The sequence below is a fragment of the Mesorhizobium sp. M0045 genome (genome assembly GCF_040323385.1).
Lineage (GTDB): Bacteria > Pseudomonadota > Alphaproteobacteria > Rhizobiales > Rhizobiaceae > Mesorhizobium.
In genome coordinates this window covers 147,944-166,121 of the sequence record NZ_JAMYUY010000009.1, presented here as the reverse complement: position 1 = coordinate 166,121, position 18,178 = coordinate 147,944, and the positions used below count along the sequence as shown (strand labels likewise).

The 18,178-nt window shown below is 64.5% G+C and carries 11 protein-coding genes; all 11 read right to left on the bottom strand.

The genetic code is table 11. The features are described 5' to 3' along the window. Positions 1-6: 6 nt before the first annotated feature. Complete coding sequence (amaB, locus tag NKJ72_RS16745) at positions 7-1,518, bottom strand: L-piperidine-6-carboxylate dehydrogenase (RefSeq protein ID WP_352478432.1); 1,512 nt, start codon at positions 1,516-1,518, stop codon at positions 7-9. A gap of 183 nt (positions 1,519-1,701) precedes the next feature. Then, complete coding sequence (locus tag NKJ72_RS16740; protein WP_254817008.1) at positions 1,702-2,964, bottom strand: RNA polymerase sigma factor; 1,263 nt, start codon at positions 2,962-2,964, stop codon at positions 1,702-1,704. Next, entirely contained in the window at positions 2,961-3,335 is a 375-nt protein-coding gene (locus NKJ72_RS16735) for a YciI family protein (protein WP_254817007.1), read from the bottom strand. Before NKJ72_RS16735 ends, NKJ72_RS16740 begins: the two co-directional genes overlap by 4 nt. 85 nt (positions 3,336-3,420) lie before the next feature. Then, positions 3,421-4,542: a DNA topoisomerase IB gene (locus tag NKJ72_RS16730; protein ID WP_352478317.1), complete on the bottom strand. Its 1,122-nt coding sequence runs from the start codon at positions 4,540-4,542 to the stop codon at positions 3,421-3,423. A gap of 116 nt (positions 4,543-4,658) precedes the next feature. Further along, positions 4,659-5,543, bottom strand: a complete 885-nt coding sequence (locus tag NKJ72_RS16725; RefSeq protein ID WP_352478315.1) for a transglutaminase family protein — start codon at positions 5,541-5,543, stop codon at positions 4,659-4,661. A 7-nt stretch (positions 5,544-5,550) separates the two neighbouring features. Further along, positions 5,551-7,962, bottom strand: coding sequence for a circularly permuted type 2 ATP-grasp protein (locus NKJ72_RS16720; protein WP_352478313.1), 2,412 nt, complete (start codon positions 7,960-7,962; stop codon positions 5,551-5,553). Between the two features lie 6 nt (positions 7,963-7,968). After that, entirely contained in the window at positions 7,969-11,337 is a 3,369-nt protein-coding gene (locus NKJ72_RS16715) for a transglutaminase family protein (RefSeq protein ID WP_352478311.1), read from the bottom strand. A gap of 548 nt (positions 11,338-11,885) precedes the next feature. After that, positions 11,886-13,091 carry an acyl-CoA dehydrogenase gene (locus tag NKJ72_RS16710; RefSeq protein WP_352478309.1) on the bottom strand — a complete coding sequence of 402 codons (1,206 nt, stop codon included), beginning with the start codon at positions 13,089-13,091 and terminating at the stop codon, positions 11,886-11,888. A gap of 240 nt (positions 13,092-13,331) precedes the next feature. Then, positions 13,332-15,644: a Tex family protein gene (locus NKJ72_RS16705; protein WP_352478307.1), complete on the bottom strand. Its 2,313-nt coding sequence runs from the start codon at positions 15,642-15,644 to the stop codon at positions 13,332-13,334. A 123-nt stretch (positions 15,645-15,767) separates the two neighbouring features. Next, entirely contained in the window at positions 15,768-16,949 is a 1,182-nt protein-coding gene (locus NKJ72_RS16700) for a serine hydrolase domain-containing protein (protein ID WP_352478305.1), read from the bottom strand. 31 nt (positions 16,950-16,980) lie between these two features. Then, complete coding sequence (locus tag NKJ72_RS16695; RefSeq protein ID WP_352478303.1) at positions 16,981-18,177, bottom strand: serine hydrolase domain-containing protein; 1,197 nt, start codon at positions 18,175-18,177, stop codon at positions 16,981-16,983. Position 18,178 lies beyond the last annotated feature (1 nt).

Sequence of the window (18,178 nt, the reverse complement as noted above, 5' to 3'; positions counted from 1 at the left end):
GGCATTTCAATCGATGTCGAACGACACGCCCTGCGCAAGCGGCAGCGCCTTGGAATAGTTCACCGTATTGGTAGCGCGCCGCATATAGGCCTTCCAGGCATCGGAGCCGCTCTCGCGGCCGCCGCCCGTTTCCTTCTCGCCACCGAAGGCGCCGCCGATCTCGGCCCCTGACGTGCCTATATTGACGTTGGCGATGCCGCAGTCCGATCCGTCGACGCCAAGAAAGCGCTCGGATTCCTGCAGGTCGCGGGTAAAGATCGACGATGACAGCCCCGCTCCCACCGCATTGTGTTCTTCTAGCACGGCGTCGAAGTCCGAATATTTCATCACGTAGAGGATGGGCGCGAAGGTCTCCTCCGTCACTGGCGAAACCTGCCGCGGCATTTCGACCAGCGCGGGACGCACATAGTAGGCCTCGGGATGGCCGTTCTCGACCCGCATTCCGCCGGTTATCTTACCGCCATGCGAAGCCGCCTCCTCCAGCGCCTTCTGCATATTCTCGTAGGCAGCCTTGTCGATCAGCGGGCCGACCAGAGCGCTTGTCTCCAGCGGATTGCCGACCGAGACGCTTTCATAAGCCTTCTTCAGGCGAGGAACGAGCTGGTCGTAGACGCTCTCATGCACGAACAGGCGCCTGAGAGTCGTGCAGCGCTGGCCGGCCGTGCCCATGGCGCCGAAGGCGATGGCGCGGAGCGCCATGTCGAGATCGGCCGTCGGGCAGACGATGCCGGCATTGTTGCCGCCGAGCTCCAGCACGGCACGGGCAAAGCGCTTCGCCAGCCGTGGTCCGACGTCCCTGCCCATGCGCGTCGAGCCGGTGGCCGAGACCAGCGGCACCTTGGGATGATCGACCAGGATCTCGCCGACGGCGCGGTCGCCGATCAGAACCGGCGCCAGCCCCTTCGGCGCATCGCCGAAACGTTCTGCTGCACGCTTGAAGATCGCTTCGCAGGCGAGCGCCGTCAGCGGTGTCTTCTCGGACGGCTTCCACACCACCGCGTCGCCGCAGACCAGCGCAAGTGCTGCGTTCCACGACCATACCGCGACCGGAAAGTTGAAGGCCGAGATGACCCCAACGACGCCGAGCGGATGCCAGGTTTCCATCATGCGATGGCCGGGACGCTCGGTGGCGATGGTCAGGCCGTACAGTTGCCGGGAAAGACCGACGGCGAAATCGCAGATGTCGATCATCTCCTGCACTTCGCCAAGACCCTCGGATGGGATCTTGCCGACTTCGATCGATACCAACCGGCCAAGCTCGGTCTTGTGTGTGCGCAATTCCTCGCCGAGCAGCCGTACCAATTCTCCACGCTTGGGAGCTGGCACCTGCCGCCACGCCAGGAAAGCTTTGTAGGCATTGTCGATGGTCGTCGTCGCATCGGCCGGCGAGATGGTCTTCAGCGCGGCGATCTGCTCGCCGGTCACCGGGCTGCGCACGATGAGGTCGCCGCCCGTAAGCGCGCCTTCGGCAACGCCCAGTTTCGCCAGAAGCCCGGCCGTTTCCTTCGCAATCGTCATTTTCATCCCTTTCAGATCCCGTCGCTCATACGGCCTCGGTCCAAGCCTTGCGCCATACCCGCCACCTGCCGGTCGGCACACCAGGCGCTGTCATGGCGTGGCATTACTCGTTTCAGGGAAAAATCGCCACCCCGGCATGGTCTAAGCAAAGGTCAGACCGTTGAACCAGGCGAAGGCGTCGGATCAATGCGCCGTTTGCTTGGCGCCTTCTTTCATCAGCCGGTCGATATGCATGCGGATATGCGCTGCCTCGGCGGCGGTATTGGCAAGCGCGATGGCGCGGTCGAAAGCGACGCGCGCCTCCTCGCCGCGGTCAAGCTGCATCAGCAGTCCGCCCTTGAGGCCGAAGAAATGGAAATAGCCGGAAAGCCGCCCCTCCAGCGGCTCGATCATGGCGAGTGCGGCTTCCGGTCCACGCACCTTGGAGACCGCGACGGCGCGGTTGAGCGTCACCACCGGCGACGGCTGCATCTGCTCGAGCAGGCCGTAGAGCAGGTCGATCTCGTTCCAGTCCGTATCCTCGGGCTTTTCCGCCCGCGCATGCAGTGCGGCGATCGCCGCTTGCACCTGGTACGGACCGGGCTTGCGATGGCGCAACGCCTTATCGACCAGCGCCAGGCCTTCATCGATCATCTTGCGGCTCCACAGGCTGCGGTCCTGGTCTTCGAGCAGCACGATCTCGCCGTTCTCGTCGAAGCGGGCAGGCGCGCGTGCGTGTTGCAGCAGCAACAGCGCCGTAAGTCCCATGATCTCCGGCTCGGTCTGGAACAGCCTGAGCAGCAGCCGGGCCAGCCGGATCGCCTCTTCGCAAAGCGGCGCACGCGCCGATGCCTCGCCGCTGTTGCTGGAATAGCCTTCGTTGAAGATCAGGTAGACCATGGCAGCGACGGCGGCGAGCCGTTCGGAGCGCTCGACCGCTCCCGGCGTCTCGAACGGCACCCCGGCGTCGGCGATGCGCGCCTTGGCGCGCGTGATACGCTGCTCCATGGCGCTTTCCCCGACGAGGAAGGCGCGGGCGATCTGCTTGACCGTCAGGCCGGAGACGATGCGCAACGCCACGGCGATCTGCTGTGTGGCCGGCAGGTCGGGATGGCAGCAGATGAACAGCAGCCGCAAAATATCGTCGCGGTAATGCGCCCCGTCCAGCCGCTCGGCGACGTCGCTCTCGGCATCCTCCAGGTCGGAGATCTGGTCCTCCTCCGGCAGGGGCGCCTGCTTGGCGCGCTTGCGCACCGCATCGATGCCGCTGTTGCGGCCGACGAAGATCAGCCAGGCTGCCGGATCGCGCGGCGGGCCGTTTTTCGGCCAGTTATTCAGTGCCCTCAGGCAGGCGTCCTGGAATGCTTCCTCCGCGGCATCGAGGTCGCGGAAGTAGCGCAGCAATGCCCCCATCACCTGCGGGCGAGCGGTGCTGATTGCCGTGCTGATCCAGGCGAGTTCGGTCATGCGGAAACCTTGGCGGGATTGAAGAGCGAGACCGGCCGGATTTCATAGGAGCCGCCGCTCGGGTTGACCTCGGAAAGCTCACGCGCGAAGTCGACGGCCTCATCGAGGTCGGCGCATTCGAGCGTGTAGAAGCCGAGGAACTGTTCCTTGGTTTCGGCAAACGGGCCGTCGATGACGATCGATTCGCCCTTGACCTTCCTCAGTGTCGTCGCCGCGGTCGTCGGCAAGAGCCGCGCCACCGGGCCAAGGCGGCCCGCCTGGGCATATTTTTCCTGCACACCCAGAAGTTTTTCCATGACGGCATCGTCCTGCTCCTTGCTCCAGGAGCAGACGACGTCTTCAGAGGCATAGCAGAGGATCGCGTAGAGCATGGTTCGTCCTTTTCTCTGTCAAAGGACGAAACACTAGGACCGATGCCGACATGGCGTCGACAAAAAAATACGCCGCGGTCCGACGTCAGCTTTCTCTCGCCTTCAGCCATCTCAAGACCAGGGCCTCCTCGTCGTCGAGCCCGGCGACCGAGCGCTTGCCTTTGTTGGCATCCGCCATTTCGTCAAGCAGCCGTCCTTCCGACCAGGCACGGAACACTTCTGGATGGATGTAGCATTGGCGACAGACCGCGCGTGTGTTGCCGAGCCGCTCGGCAACCTTGTCGATGACATTGTTCATCACCCGCTTTTGCTGCGCCTGGCTTTCGGGACGTTCGGTTTGGGCAAACAGCGACGCGGCATGAATGGTGCCGCCCCAGGTTCTGAAGTGCTTGGAACTGAACTCCGCTCCGGCGTTTTCCCTGATATAGCGGTTGACGTCGTCTGAGCGCACCGGACGCCTGTTTCCGTCCTCGTCGAGATACTGGAACAACTTCTGCCCCGGCAAGTCCTGCGCTCCGCGCACGACCTTGGCAATCCGGCGATCGACAAGCTTCAATCTCCATTCCTTGCCGGATTTGCCGACGAAGGCAAAACGCAGGCTCGAGCCCCTGATGTCGACATGGCGGTCCCGCAGCGTGGTCAGCCCAAAACTCTTGTTGTCGCGCGCATAGGCGGCATTGCCGACACGGATCATCGTGTTGTCGAGCAACCAGACTATAGCCGCTACGACGCGTTCCAGCGGCAGGCCGTGACGGCGCAAATCGACGTCGATCTGCCGCCGCAGTTCGGGCAGGCCTTCGGCGAAGGCGACCAGGCTCGAATATTTGACGCCGTCGCGCTCCTCGGCCCAGTGCGGATGATAGCGGTATTGCTTGCGCCCGCGTTGGTCCCGACCGGTCGCCTGGATGTGACCGTCGGCATCCGGCGAGATCCAGACATCCGTCCAGGCCGGGGGGATGGCGAGCGCCTTGATGCGTGCCAGCGCCTCCCCGTCGACAATCCGCCCGTCGGGTCCTTTGTACGAGAACCCCTTGCCCGAACGCAGCCGGCGAATACCGGGCTCAGTGTCGCTGACATAGTTGAGCGAGGCCCGAACGGCCGAGGCTTGCGCGCCATTCTCCAACGCCCCGTTCTGCGGCACCCCGTTCTTTGGTGCAGCTTTCCTCACAGCCGATCGGCCAGACGACGACTCGGATTTGTCCAGCATGTCCTCTCCACGGAATTTCCGTAGATAAGCCGCTTGCCGGCTGCCGGTTCCACGCCTCTTGATTTCTTGGTCTCAGGACAGCCTAGCGACGTCGCGTGCAATGACGACGTGCGTCGTCACGCCTTTTCGAGCACGACCGGTATGACGTCGACCGCCTGTTCGCCGACCTGCCCGCCCGTGGTTTTCAACACGCCGACGATCGGCGCCACATCGGAGTAGTCGCGGCCGTAGCCGACCGTGATATGGTCGTTGCTTGCCCGCATGCCATTGGTCGGATCGAATTCCTGCCAGCCGGCATCGCGTCCGCACCATACCTTGACCCAGGCATGCATGGCGTCGGCGCCTTCGAGCCGCGGCTTCCCGCGCGGCGGTATGGTGCGCAGGAACCCGCTGACATAGCCCGCGGGAATGCCGAGGCCGCGCAGGCCGGCGATCATGATGTGGGAAAAATCCTGGCAGACGCCGCGCTTCAGGCCGAAGGCGTCGCTGGCCCGCGTCTGCACGGTGGTCGCCTCGCCGTCATAGGTGAAATCGCGGTGAATGCGGTTGCACAGAGCCATGGCCGTGCCGACTGTCGAACTGCCGGCACTGCCTTTCGCATAGGCAGTGATTGCCGGGTCGATGCCGGCATGATCGCTGGCGGCCAGAAAGTGATGCGGCGACGCCGGCGCCAGCGAGTGCACGGCGCCGAGTTCTTCCCTCAGCCGGCGTATGTCCGGCGATACGTCGAGCCCGGGCTCCTGCCGCGATACTGAAACACGCGCGCTCATCCTGATGTCGAGCGCATCATGCGCGTCACGAAAGGCGATCGAGGTGACACTGTTGCCGAAAAAGTCGGAAAAGTCGGAGCGTTCGCTGGGCGCCGGCACAAAAGACAGTGAAGCGGCGACGACGCGCTGCACGCCAGGGATGGTCGGCGGCAGCACGCGCACCTGATGGCGGCCGCCGCCGGCCGCCGCATCATAGTCGTAACGCAGGTGAAGCCTGATGTCGTAGAGCATGCTGTCTCTACCCGAAATAGGCTTTGGCGAGGCTGTTGTAGAGCCCGCCGATTTCATTGGCGAGATCGCCGAGGGCCTCGGCCGTCATGTCCGAGGGCTCCTTGATGGCGATCGACGTGTTGAGCTGCAGAATTTCCTTGGCCGCCGGCGACATATGGCCTTCAGCGCCGACGGAGGGTAGCAGCGCGATTTCGGCTTTCAGCCGTTCGAGCTGGAAAAGGATTGATCGTGGGTTGAGCGGATCGAGCGCCAGAAGGTCGACCACGGTGCGCCGCCCCGCCTGCACCGGATACTGCCGACGGTGCGTCATGACGCTGTCGCCGATCTCCAGCATCATGTCGAGTGCGCCTTCAGGCGCCTGGGCTCTGGTCAGCCGGGCGAGCGTGCGGGCGATCTGGATGCCGCGTTCGAGCCTGCGGCCGATTTCGAGGAAACGCCAGCCGGCAAAGCGGTACATGTTCTCGTGCAGCAGGCCGGAAAACCCGGCCAGCTTGCGCAGGATCACCGTCATTGCCCTTGTCGCGTCATCGCCCGGCGCCACCGTGGCGGCAAATTGATGGATGGTCTTCGACAGATCCTTCAATGCCAGCCAGCCATCCGGCGAGAAACGGTCTCGGATCTGTCCGGCACTGTAGACGGCGCTGTCCAGGGTGCTGATGAGCCCCAATGGGATTGCCGTCTCGACATCGATGCCGAACGGCGCGAGATGGTCCCTGATATCGGCGAGCAGCGGCATCTCGGGATCGGATGTCTCGGCCAGCCGCACATGGTAGGCGCGTAGGATGCGCACCGTGTCTTCCGACCGCTCGATATAGCGCCCAAGCCATGTCAGGTTTTCCGCCGCGCGGCTGGGCAGGCTGCCTGGCAAGGTTCGGGTAAAGCTGTCGTGCTCCTGCGGCAGCAGCGTCTCGCGCTCCACCGGCCTGTCGCTGACCACCCAGACATCCGCCGCCTGGCCGCCGCGCTGCATGGCGATGGCCGTCGGCTCGAGCGAAAAGCCGACACGGGCAAAACCGCCCGGCATCACGGTCCAGCCTTCGGGCGTCCGCGCCAGATAGACGCGCAGGCTTGCCGGCCGTGGCTCCAGCCAGCCGCCGACATAGACCGGGGTGGTCGACAGCGTCACCGCTTCCTGGCCGACGAAGTCGCCGCCGTCCCGTTCGATCCGGGCGACGAGTTCGGTCCGCTCCTCGACCGACAGCGCTGACCCTAGCTTGGTCGAGCCGTCGTCCTCGAAGGCAAGCCGCGTCGACAGCGCCGGGCCGATCACCATGCTATCGATATTGGCGAGCACATGCTCGCGCTCTGCCTCCTGCCCGCACCACCACGTCGCGACGGTCGGCAGCCGCAGTTCCTCGTTGCGCAGGGCGCGCGAAATCTTCGGCAGGAAGGCGAGCAGCGCGCGTGTCTCCATCAGGCCGGAGCCCAGCGCGTTGACGGCCGAAACCGCCCCCTGCCGAACCGCTTCGACCAGCCCCGGCGTGCCGATCTGCGAGTCCGGCCGCAGTTCGAGCGGATCGGCGAAGGCGGCGTCGAGCCGCCGCCACAAGACGCTCACCGGCATCAGCCCCGAAACCGTGCGCACCATCAGCCTGCCGCCCGAGACGGTCAGGTCCTCGCCCTCGAGCAGCATGATGCCGAGATAGCGGGCGATATAGGCATGTTCGTAATAAGTTTCGTTCAGCGGTCCCGGCGTCAGGATGGCGACACGGCCGCCGGCTTGCTTGGCCATGCCGATCAGCGCATCGCGAAAACGGCGGAAGAAGCCGGCCAGGCGGTGCACGTGCATTTCGCCGTAGATGTCGGACAGTGCCCTGGTGGTGGCGACGCGGTTTTCCAGTGCGAAGCCGGCGCCGGATGGGGCCTGTGTGCGGTCGCCAAGCACCCACCAGCGGCCGTCCGGGCCCCGACCGAGCTCGAAGGCGCAGAAATGCAGGAAATGGCCGCTGGCCGGCCTGGTGCCGACGACCGGCCGCAAATATTCCGGGCTGGCCGCGATCAATCCGGCCGGCAGAATGCCTTTCTCGACCAGCCGGTTCGGCCCGTAGATGTCGGCGATGGTCTCCTCGAACAGATCGGCGCGCTGGACCAGGCCGGCGCTGATGTCAGCCCATTCCTGCTCCTCGATCAGCAGCGGCACATGTGCCAGCGGCCATTCCCGCTCGTTGGCGCCGGCCTTGTCATAGACGCGGTAGTAGACGCCGGCGTCGCGCAGGTATTGGTCGGCGCGGGCGAAGCGCTGGGCAAGCTTTTCCGGCCCCAGGTCCTCCAGCGCCTCGATGAAGTGCCGCCAGGCCGGCCGCGGATTGCCTGACGCATCGACCATCTCGTCGACGACGCCGTCGATCGGCTGGTAGTGCTCCAGCAGACTGTGGGTTTGCGGCTTGCTGCGCAGCCTTTTGTGATTCCCCTTCGCCATGGCTGATCAGAGTCTTTGCGGTCGCCGAAGGTCAAGGGTCATCGGGAAATCTTCAGAGGCTTCTTCGTTGCGCAGCACATAGCTGGACGGCGTATGGCCACGCGGCTCGAAGCGGGCGAGCCGCCGCGCCTCCGCTTCGTTGCCGTTGACGGGGAACGTGTCGTAGCTGCGCCCGCCGGGATGCGCGACGTGGTAGACGCAGCCGCCGACCGCGCGGCCCGACCATCGGTCATAGATGTCGAAGACCAGCGGGGTGTTGACCGGCAGCGCCGGATGCAGGCCCGACGCCGGCTGCCAGGCCTTGAAGCGCACGCCCGCCACCGCGATCTCGCGGTTGTCGGTCGCCTTCATCGGCACCAGGCGGCCGTTGCAGACGACCGCGTGACGCTCCGGGTTGAGCCCCTCGGTCTTCACCTGCAGCCGCTCGACGGAGGAATCGACAAAGCGCACGGTGCCGCCGATCGCGCCTTGCTCGCCCATCACATGCCACGGCTCCAGCGCCTGCCTGAGCTCCAGCTTGATACCGGCATGCTGGACCTCGCCGCAGAACGGGAAGCGGAATTCGAGCTGGGCGTCGAACCATTCCGGACGGAATGCAAAGCCGTTCAGCTTGAGGTCGTCCAGCACATCGAGAAAGTCAGCCCAGACATAATGCGGCAGCATGAAACGGTCGTGCAGCGAGGTGCCCCAGCGCACGAAGCGGCCGTCGAGCGGGTTCTTCCAGGCCCGAGCGATGATGGCGCGCACCAGCAATTGCTGCGCCAGGCTCATGCGCGCGTTGGGCGGCATCTCGAAGCCGCGGAATTCGACCAGCCCGAGCCGGCCGGTCGGCCCGTCCGGCGAAAACAGCTTGTCGATGCAGATTTCCGAGCGATGGGTATTGCCGGTCACGTCGGTCAGAAGGTTGCGGAACAGCCGGTCGACCAGCCACGGCAGGGGTGCCGCGCCCTCCGGATGCGGCACCTGCGCCATCGCGATTTCGAGTTCGTAGAGCGAATCGTGGCGTGCCTCGTCGAAGCGCGGCGCCTGGCTGGTCGGGCCGATGAACAGGCCGGAGAACAGATAGGACAGCGACGGATGCCGCTGCCACTGCAGCACCAGGCTTTTCAACAGGTCGGGGCGGCGCAGGAACGGACTGTCATTGGGCGTTGCGCCGCCGACGACGACGTGGTTGCCGCCGCCGGTGCCGGTATGGCGGCCGTCGATCATGAACTTGTCGGCGCCAAGCCGCGTCTGCCGCGCCTCCTCGTAGATCGCCGTGGTCGTCGCCACGCAATCCTGCCAATTCGCAGCGGGGTGGATATTGACTTCGATAACGCCGGGATCAGGTGCCACACGGATGACGTTGAGGCGCGGATCGTGCGGCGGGCCGTAACCCTCGATATGCACAGGCAGGCCAATAGCCTTTGCCGCGTTCTCCGCCGCCGCGACCAGTTCGAGATAGTCCTCCAGCGCCTCGACCGGCGGCATGAACACACAAAGCCGTCCGTCGCGCGGCTCGACCGAAAGTGCCGTGCGCACGGCGCCGCCGATCTCGGTGATCTGCTGTTCGACGCGGTCCTGCTGGCCGGTGGCGGCCGTGAAGGAAACGGCCTGCTGGCGTCGCGCCATCTCGTCGGCGCCTTCAAGTTCGGCCGACGCAGGCGAAGAAGCAGAATCGGGCAAGATCGCCTCACGCGCCGGCAATGGTCCGCGCGGCAGCGATGGGTCGACCGGCACGATGTAGGGGAACCGCGCCGGCGGCACGTAAGGCAGCGTGCCGAGCGGCAGGCGGTAACCTACCGGTGAATCTCCCGGCACCAGGAACAGCCTGCCGCGCCGCGTCTTCCACTTCTCCGAGCGCCAGCGCGGTCCTGACGCCTGGCTGTTCCAGCGCTGGACAGGCAGCACATAGCCCGACGGCTTGGTCAGCCCGCGTTCGAACACCCGCGCCATACGGCTGCGCTCCTCCGGGTCCTCCAGCTTCGAATTGGACGGATCGACATTCTCCGGCAGCTTGCCTTCCTTGAGCAGCCATTCGGCGGGATCCTCATAGGCTTCGCTGACCATGGTCTTGTCGATGCCGAGTTCATCGGCAATCGCCGTCAGCAGGTTTTCGGCCTGCATCGGCCCGACATCGGCCTCGCTTTTTTCACGCGCGATCAACGACGGGTCGCTCCACACCGGCTCGCCGTCGGTGCGCCAGTAGAGCGAGAAGGTCCAGCGCGGCAGGCTTTCGCCGGGATACCACTTGCCTTGCCCGTAATGCAGGAAGCCGCCCGGCGCGAAGCGCTCGCGCAGCCGGCGGATCAGCGCATCGGCCTTTTCGCGTTTGGTTGGCCCGACGGCGGCGGTGTTCCACTCTGCAGCCTCGAAATCGTCGATCGAGACGAAGGTCGGCTCGCCGCCCATGGTCAGCCGCACGTCGCCGGCATCAAGCGCGGCGTCAACCTGGTTGCCCAGCGCATCGAGCGCCTGCCAGCTTTCGTCGGAAAACGGCTTGGTAATGCGCGGATGCTCGGCGATGCGGTCGACCCGCATGTCGAAGCCGAACTCGACATTGGCGAAGCTCGCCATGCCGGAGATCGGCGCGGCATTGCGGAAATGCGGCGTTGCCGCGAGCGGCACATGGCTTTCGCCGGTGAGCAGGCCGGAGGTCGGGTCGAAGCCGATCCAACCGGCCCCCGGCAGATACACCTCGCACCAGGCATGGAGATCGGTGAAGTCAACGGCGGTGCCGGGCGGCCCGTCAAGCGCGACGAGGTCGGGCTTCAGCTGGATCAGGTAGCCGGAAACGAAGCGCGCAGCGATGCCGAGGTTCCTCAGTATCTGCACCAGGAGCCAGCTGGAATCCCGGCACGACCCCTTGCCGGCGGCCAGCGTTTCCTCGGGCGAGAAGACGCCGGTTTCCATGCGCACGATATAGGCGATCTCGCGCTGCAGCCGCGCATTGAGGTCGACGACAAAATTGACGGTGTTGGTCGGGCTGCGGTCGAGGGTTTTGAGGAATGCCTCCAACAGCGGCCCCGCCGGTTCCGGCGTCCGGTAGATGGTCAGATCGTCCCGGATCTCTTCGGGGTATTCGAACGGAAACGTCTCGGCCGAGGGCTCGACGAAGAAATCGAACGGATTGTAGACCGTCATGTCGGCAACGAGATCGACCTCGATCTTCAGTTCCGTCACCGGCTCGGGGAAGACGAAGCGGGCAAGGAAATTGCCGTAGGGGTCCTGCTGCAAATTGACGAAGTGATTTGCCGGCCCGACCTTCAGCGAATGGCTGAGCACTTTCGTGCGGGAATGCGGCGCAGGCTGCAACCTTATGACTTGCGGGCCTAATACGACCGGCCGGTCGTATTTGTAATGGGTCAGGTGATAGACGGCTGCCAGAATTGCCATGGTGCCCCTGAGGTCGGCGTTTCAAAGGAGTTCGCTGAACCCTGACACGAATGCTGAGCATTCTCCAAGCAGAGATGTTGCGCTGCACCTAAATTAAGCAGCTTTCATAGCTCACGAAACGGAGCGCCGACCCCTGGATTCCGCAGTGTGGCGGCAAAACGTTGCAACGCTGCAGAGCCGAAGTGCGGCGGGTCAGCACCGGGCGCTTCCCGCCGATATCGATGATCGGCAGCACACGCGATGCTTCGTCGAAAACAGCGGAAAAGAAAAACCCGCCTCGGCGGGCGGGTCGTTGGAGCCAATTAGCACCATATCCGAATTAGTAGCATAGCTGCCGGCACAAAGCAAGAACAAAATGTGGCACCGTCGTCGAAAGCTGCCGATCGCCGGCCTTACGGGGGGATACCAGGCAATGGCGCCCTGGAAGCGGAGGACCCCTGCCAATGCTAGAGCGGTTCATCGTTTCAAGGAAACGCCGAACCGCTCTATTCCTTTTGTTTGACGCAATTCCGGGCGGAAAACCGTTTCATACTTTTCCTGGAATTGCTCTAAAAGAACGCCTGCAACCCGGTCTGCGCCCGTCCGAGGATCAGCGCATGCACGTCATGCGTGCCCTCATAGGTGTTGACGGTTTCCAGGTTCTGGGCGTGGCGCATGACGTGGTAGCCGATCTGGATGCCATTGCCGCCATGCATGTCGCGGGCCTGGCGGGCGATGTCGAGCGCCTTGCCGCAATTGTTGCGCTTGACGAGCGAGATCATCTCCGGCGCCATCTTGCCTTCATCCATCAGCCGCCCGACGCGCAGGCTGCCCTGCAGGCCGAGCGCGATCTCGGTCTGCATGTCGGCGAGCTTCTTCTGGAAAAGCTGCGTCCCGGCCAGTGGCTTGCCGAACTGCTTGCGATCAAGGCCATACTGGCGGGCGCGGTGCCAGCAATCCTCGGCCGCGCCCATGGCGCCCCAGGAGATGCCGTAGCGCGCCCGGTTGAGGCAGCCGAACGGCCCCTTCAAGCCCGACACATTGGGCAGCAGCGCGTCCTCGCCGATCTCGACGCCTTCCATCACCACTTCGCCGGTGATCGACGCGCGAAGCGACAGCTTGCCGCCGATCTTCGGTGCCGACAGCCCGTTCATGCCCTTTTCAAGGACAAAGCCGCGAATCTGGTTGTCATGCGCGCCCCCACTTTCGTCGGACAACTTTGCCCAGACGACGAACACGTCGGCGATCGGCGCGTTGGAAATCCACATTTTCGAGCCGGAGATCCTGTAGCCGTTCGCGGTCTTCTCGGCCCGCGTCTTCATGCCGCCCGGGTCGGAACCGGCATCAGGTTCGGTCAAGCCAAAGCAGCCGATCCATTCGCCCGACGCCAGCTTCGGCAGGTATTTCCTGCGCTGTTCTTCCGAGCCATAGGCATGGATCGGATACATCACCAGCGACGACTGCACGCTCATCATCGAGCGATAGCCGGAATCGATCCGCTCCACTTCCCGCGCGACCAGCCCGTAGGTGACGTAGTTGGCGCCGAGCCCGCCATATTCCTCGGGGATGGTAATGCCGAGCAGACCCGCCTCGCCCATTTCGCGAAAGATCCCGGCGTCGGTCTTTTCCTCGAGGTAGGCTTCCTCGATCTTCGGAGCGAGCTTGTCGGCGGCAAACGCCGCGGCGCCATCGCGCACCATGCGCTCGTCCTCCGAAAGCTGGTCCTCGATCAGGAAAGGATCATCCCAGACGAATGCGTTCTTGTCGGTGGCCATGGCTCTCGGTCTCCCAAACTCATGCATGTCGCCCAAAGCTTGCCCGCGGGCCTGACCCGAGGGGTGTTCGGCAGCCTGGAGATAACGACATGCATCGAAACAGAAATCTTGAAACGCGCGGCTTATCGGCTCCCGTCCTGAAAAAATCAAACGAAATAGCTTCGCCGATCTATGAGCATTGGTGATGGATCATCAATGTCGAGCGCCGCCGTCTGACCTGCCACAGCCCGGCTCGCGAAATTATTTCCGCTTTAACGCATCGGCCAACGCGGCGCCGAACGCGCCCTGCTGCGCCGGCCGCTCCGGCTGGCGTTGGGGCGCCGGCGCACGCGGCACCGGCCTGCTGCCATTGTCGCGTGGCTTCGGTGCGCCACCGTCGCCATCCTTGCGCATCGACAGGCCGATGCGCTTGCGCTTGATATCGACGTCGACGACACGCACCTTGACCACGTCGCCGGCCTTGACCACCTCATGCGCGTCCTTGATGAACCGATCAGCCAGTTGCGAGACGTGCACCAATCCGTCCTGGTGCACGCCGATATCGACGAAGGCACCGAAGGCCGCGACATTGGTGACGGTGCCTTCAAGCTGCATGCCGGGCTTCAGATCCTTGATGTCGTCGATGCCATCGGCAAAGGTCGCGGTCTTGAAGCCGGGGCGCGGATCGCGGCCGGGCTTTTCCAGCTCCGCCAGGATGTCGCGCACCGTCGGCAGGCCGAAGCGCTCATCGACGAAGACGCGCGGATCGAGCGCCTTGAGTGCGGCGCTGTCGCCCATCAGAGAGCGAACGTCGCGCCCGCAGGCCGCAACGATCTTCTTGGCCACGCCATAGGCTTCCGGATGCACGGCGGAGGCATCGAGCGGCTCGCTGCCGTCGGGAATGCGCAGGAAGCCGGCGCATTGCTCGAACGCGCGGGGTCCAAGGCGGGAGACCTTCAACAGCTCGCGGCGGTTTGCGAACGGGCCGGTCGCGTCCCGGTGCGCGACGATCGCCTCGGCCAGCGATGCGCCGAGACCCGAAACCCGCGCCAGAAGCGGCGCTGACGCCGTGTTGAGGTCGACGCCGACGGCGTTGACCGCATCCTCGACCACCGCTTCCAGCGAGCGGCCGAGGCGGTACTGATCGACGTCGTGCTGATACTGGCCGACGCCGATCGACTTCGGCTCGATCTTGACCAGTTCGGCGAGCGGATCCTGCAGGCGCCGGGCGATCGACACCGCCCCGCGCAGCGATACGTCGAGGCCGGGAAATTCCGCCGCCGCCGTTGCCGAGGCGGAATAGACCGAGGCACCGGCTTCGCTGACGATCACCTTGAGCGGCTTCGGCCCGGACCCGGCAGGCATGTCAGCCAGCATGTCGGCCACCAGCCTTTCGGTCTCGCGGCTGCCGGTGCCGTTGCCGATCGAGATCAGCTCGACCTTATGCAGCCGGATGAGCTTGGCCAGTTCGGCCTGCGTGCCGCGGACATCGTTCTTCGGCGGGAACGGATAGACCGTTGTCGTCGCCAGCAGCTTGCCGGTGCCGTCCACCACCGCCACCTTGACGCCGGTGCGAATGCCCGGATCGAGGCCCATCGTCGGCCGTGAGCCGGCAGGGGCGGCAAGCAGCAAATCCTTGAGATTGCGGGCGAAGACATGGATCGCTTCTTCCTCGGCCCGTTCACGCAAGTCCCGCATCAGATCGAGCGTCAGGTGCAGCGACAGCTTTATGCGCCAGGTCCAGCTGGCTACTTCCATCAGCCAGCGGTCTCCCGGCAACTGGCGGCCGATGGCATAAGCATCGGCAATCATCCGCTCGACCGGCTTCACCGGCGAGGCATCGTCGGCATCGACCTCGATGTCGAGCGACAGAACCTCCTCGTTGCGGCCGCGCAGCATGGCCAGCGCGCGATGGCTCGGCACGTTGGCCCAGCGCTCTACATGGTCGAAATAGTCCGAAAATTTGGCGCCGGCCTCCTGCTTGCCGTCGCCGACGCGCGACCGCAGGAATGCGCGTTCCTTCATATAAGTCCGCAATCTGCCGACCAGGTCGGCATTCTCGGCGAACTGCTCGGACAGGATGTCGCGCGCACCCTCGAGCGCTGCCTTGGCGTCTGCCACGTCTTCGCTGATGTAGGCCAGCGCCAGCTCGGCGGGCATGGCCGTACGGTCGGCGAGAATAGCTTCCGCCAGCGGGCTCAGCCCACGCTCGCGCGCGATCTCCGCCTTGGTCCGGCGCTTCGGCTTGTAAGGCAGGTAGATATCTTCGAGTTCCGCCTTGGTCACGGCAGCAGCGATTTTCGCTTCAAGCTCCTCGGTCAGCTTGCCCTGCTCGCGGATCGAACCAAGGATGGTGTCGCGGCGCGCGTCGAGTTCGCGCAGATAGGCGAGCCGCTCGGCAAGATCGCGCAGCTGCGTGTCGTCGAGGCCGCCGGTGACCTCCTTGCGGTAACGCGCCACGAACGGCACTGTCGCGCCGTCGTCCAGCAAACCGATCGCCGCCGCAGCCTGTTCGGGCCGCGCGCCGATTTCGGCGGCTATGATGGTTGCGATGCGCTTGATGTCGGATGCCATGTCCTACCTGTCGTTGGTCGAAAAGAGCAGCGACCATAGGCGGAGACGCCCGCTGCGCCAACCGCAGCGTTTTCAACCCGCTGAAAGGTCCACAGGAAAGCTGCATAAGCGGTACGGATCGGATCAGACCATCCGGCTCAGCGCCTCGAAGAAAGAAATCATATCCAGATCGAGCGGATCGTCGACCGGTACCGGCTGCGACGACATCTTTGCGATCACAATTTCGGCCATCGGATTGACGTAAAGCCACTGGCCGTGGATGCCGATGCCGCAGAAGGCGCCGCTTGCCGCGCCCGTCTGGTACCATTTGTTGCGATACCGGCCACGCGGAAACAGGGACGCCATCGTACCGCGCCGCCATGCCTCGGCGTCACCGCCGGATTCGGTCGTGTCGCGCATCCAGGCTTCCGGCACGACGCGGCGGCCATTGGCCACGCCACCTTGCCGCATCATCTCGCCGACGCGCGCAAGGTCGCGCGGTGTCACCGAAATGCCGCCGGCGGTACGCGCCGTGCCTTCCATGTCGACTGTCACCGAGGCGTCGCCGACGGCGCCGAGCGGCTCCCATAATTTCTCGCGCATCAGATCGGCGAAACGCTGGCCTGACGCGCGTTCGAGCAGGATGCCGAGCAGGTCGGAATTGGGCGAAAGGTAGCGGAACGTCCGGCCATGCGGCTCGGTCAGGCCCTGCAGCGTCGTGAGGAAAGTGGCCAGGCTCTCGGTGCCCCCGCCTGGATTCCACAGCATTGCACGGCGATAGCGGGCGAAGGCGCTTTCCGGATCGAGATAGGCCTCTTCGAAATCGAGGCTGACACTCATGTCGAGCACGTGCCGCACACGCGCATCGCCATAGGCCGAGCCGACGGCTTCGGGCAGGTAGCGGCTTACCGGAGCCTGCGGATCGAAAATCCCCTCGCCTTCCAATATGGCGGCAACAATGGCGGTCAGCGACTTGCTGATCGAAAAGACGATGTGGCGCTCACCGAACTCCATATGCGGTGCAAACCAGTCGCCGACGAATTTGCCGGCTTTCATGATCGTCAGAGCGTCGGTGTCGGAGCGCGCGAGAAACGCCGCGACAGTCTCCGCTCCGCCTGCCAGAGTGACCTTTTCGCCAAGTAGCCCGCCGAAATCCTGCGCCGGCGCCTCGCTGCTGCCCGGCCTTGCCGTCACGGCAGCGCTCGGCACCAGCTCGCCGACATTCTGGAACGACCACCGGCTGAACGGGCTTTCCCGCCAATTGCCGAGCAGCACTTGGTTTCGGGCAAAGCCATACCTGGTCTCGAACGCGGTCTTGCCGGTCATAGCGTTTCCTTCAGGATCTTTTGGCCGAGTTTCAGGCGAGCGCCGCGGCGATGGCGTGCACCGCTTTCAGCGTCGCCACAGAATAGGCGACGTTGGTGAAATCCGGATAGCTCGAAAGCTTGACCACGACCATTTTCGTATCCCAGTCGATGTGGATCAGCTGCCCGAACACGCCACGGCACATCAGCGCCCACGAGCGCGGATCCTCGATCCAGAACTGGTTGCGATAGCTGCCTTCCGGCAGGCTGGGGCTGAAGTCCGGCCCATGCCTGCCATTGCGCGTCGCCTCGATCCACTCGGCCGGCACGACGCCGCCGCCATTGTCGAGGATCAGCTGGCCGAAGCGGCCATAGTCGCGCAGCGTGGCGTTGAAGCCGCCATCGGCAACCGCATAACCGGCGCTATCGACGGTGAAGCAGGCACTTTCATCTGCGCCGAGCTTTTGCCAGAGCTCTTCCGAGACCAGCTGCGCCAGGCGCTTGCCGCTCACCCGTTCCATGATGAAGGCAAGCACGTCGGTCTCGATCGAGCGGTATTCGAAGGCAGCGCCGTGCGGCCGGCTCTTTTCCTTGAGCCCCAGGATCAGTTCGAACATATGCGATGGCCAGCGCAATTCCGGATCGCAGTCCGGCGGCACCGGCTTCCAGCCGGTGGCGACATCGACCTGGCCGATGTCGGAATAGGGGTCAGTGTATTCCTCGGAAAAGCGCACCCCGCTCGTCATGTCGAGCACATGCTGCACGCTGGCGCCCTCCCAGCCGGTCGCTTCCAGCTCCGGCAGATAGGTGGTCACCGGCAAACCCGGATCGATCAGTCCGCGTCCGACCAGTATGCCGAACACCGATGCGGTGACCGACTTCGCCATCGACTGCGACAGATGCAGCGTGCGCTCGGTCATGCCGTTGAAGTAGCGCTCATAGGCGACCTTGCCGCCCTTCAGCACCAGGAAGCCGTCGGTGTAAGTCTCGTCAAGCAGTCCAGCCAGCGTCGTCGGCTGCCCCATGCTGTCGCCCACCGGCAGCACGTCGAGATCGACCTCGGCTCGCTCCAGCCTGTGGCGATGGCCATTGCCGCGCCAGACCTCGACGGTCGGCAGGATTTCGCGAATATGCTGAAACGCCCAGCGGTTCCATGGCGGCCGGTCCCAGTCGAGCTTCGGCGGCACCATCCGCGGCGGCGAACCCTGCATGATCGGCGGCGCCGGTTCGCTGTTGCGATAAGAAATCATA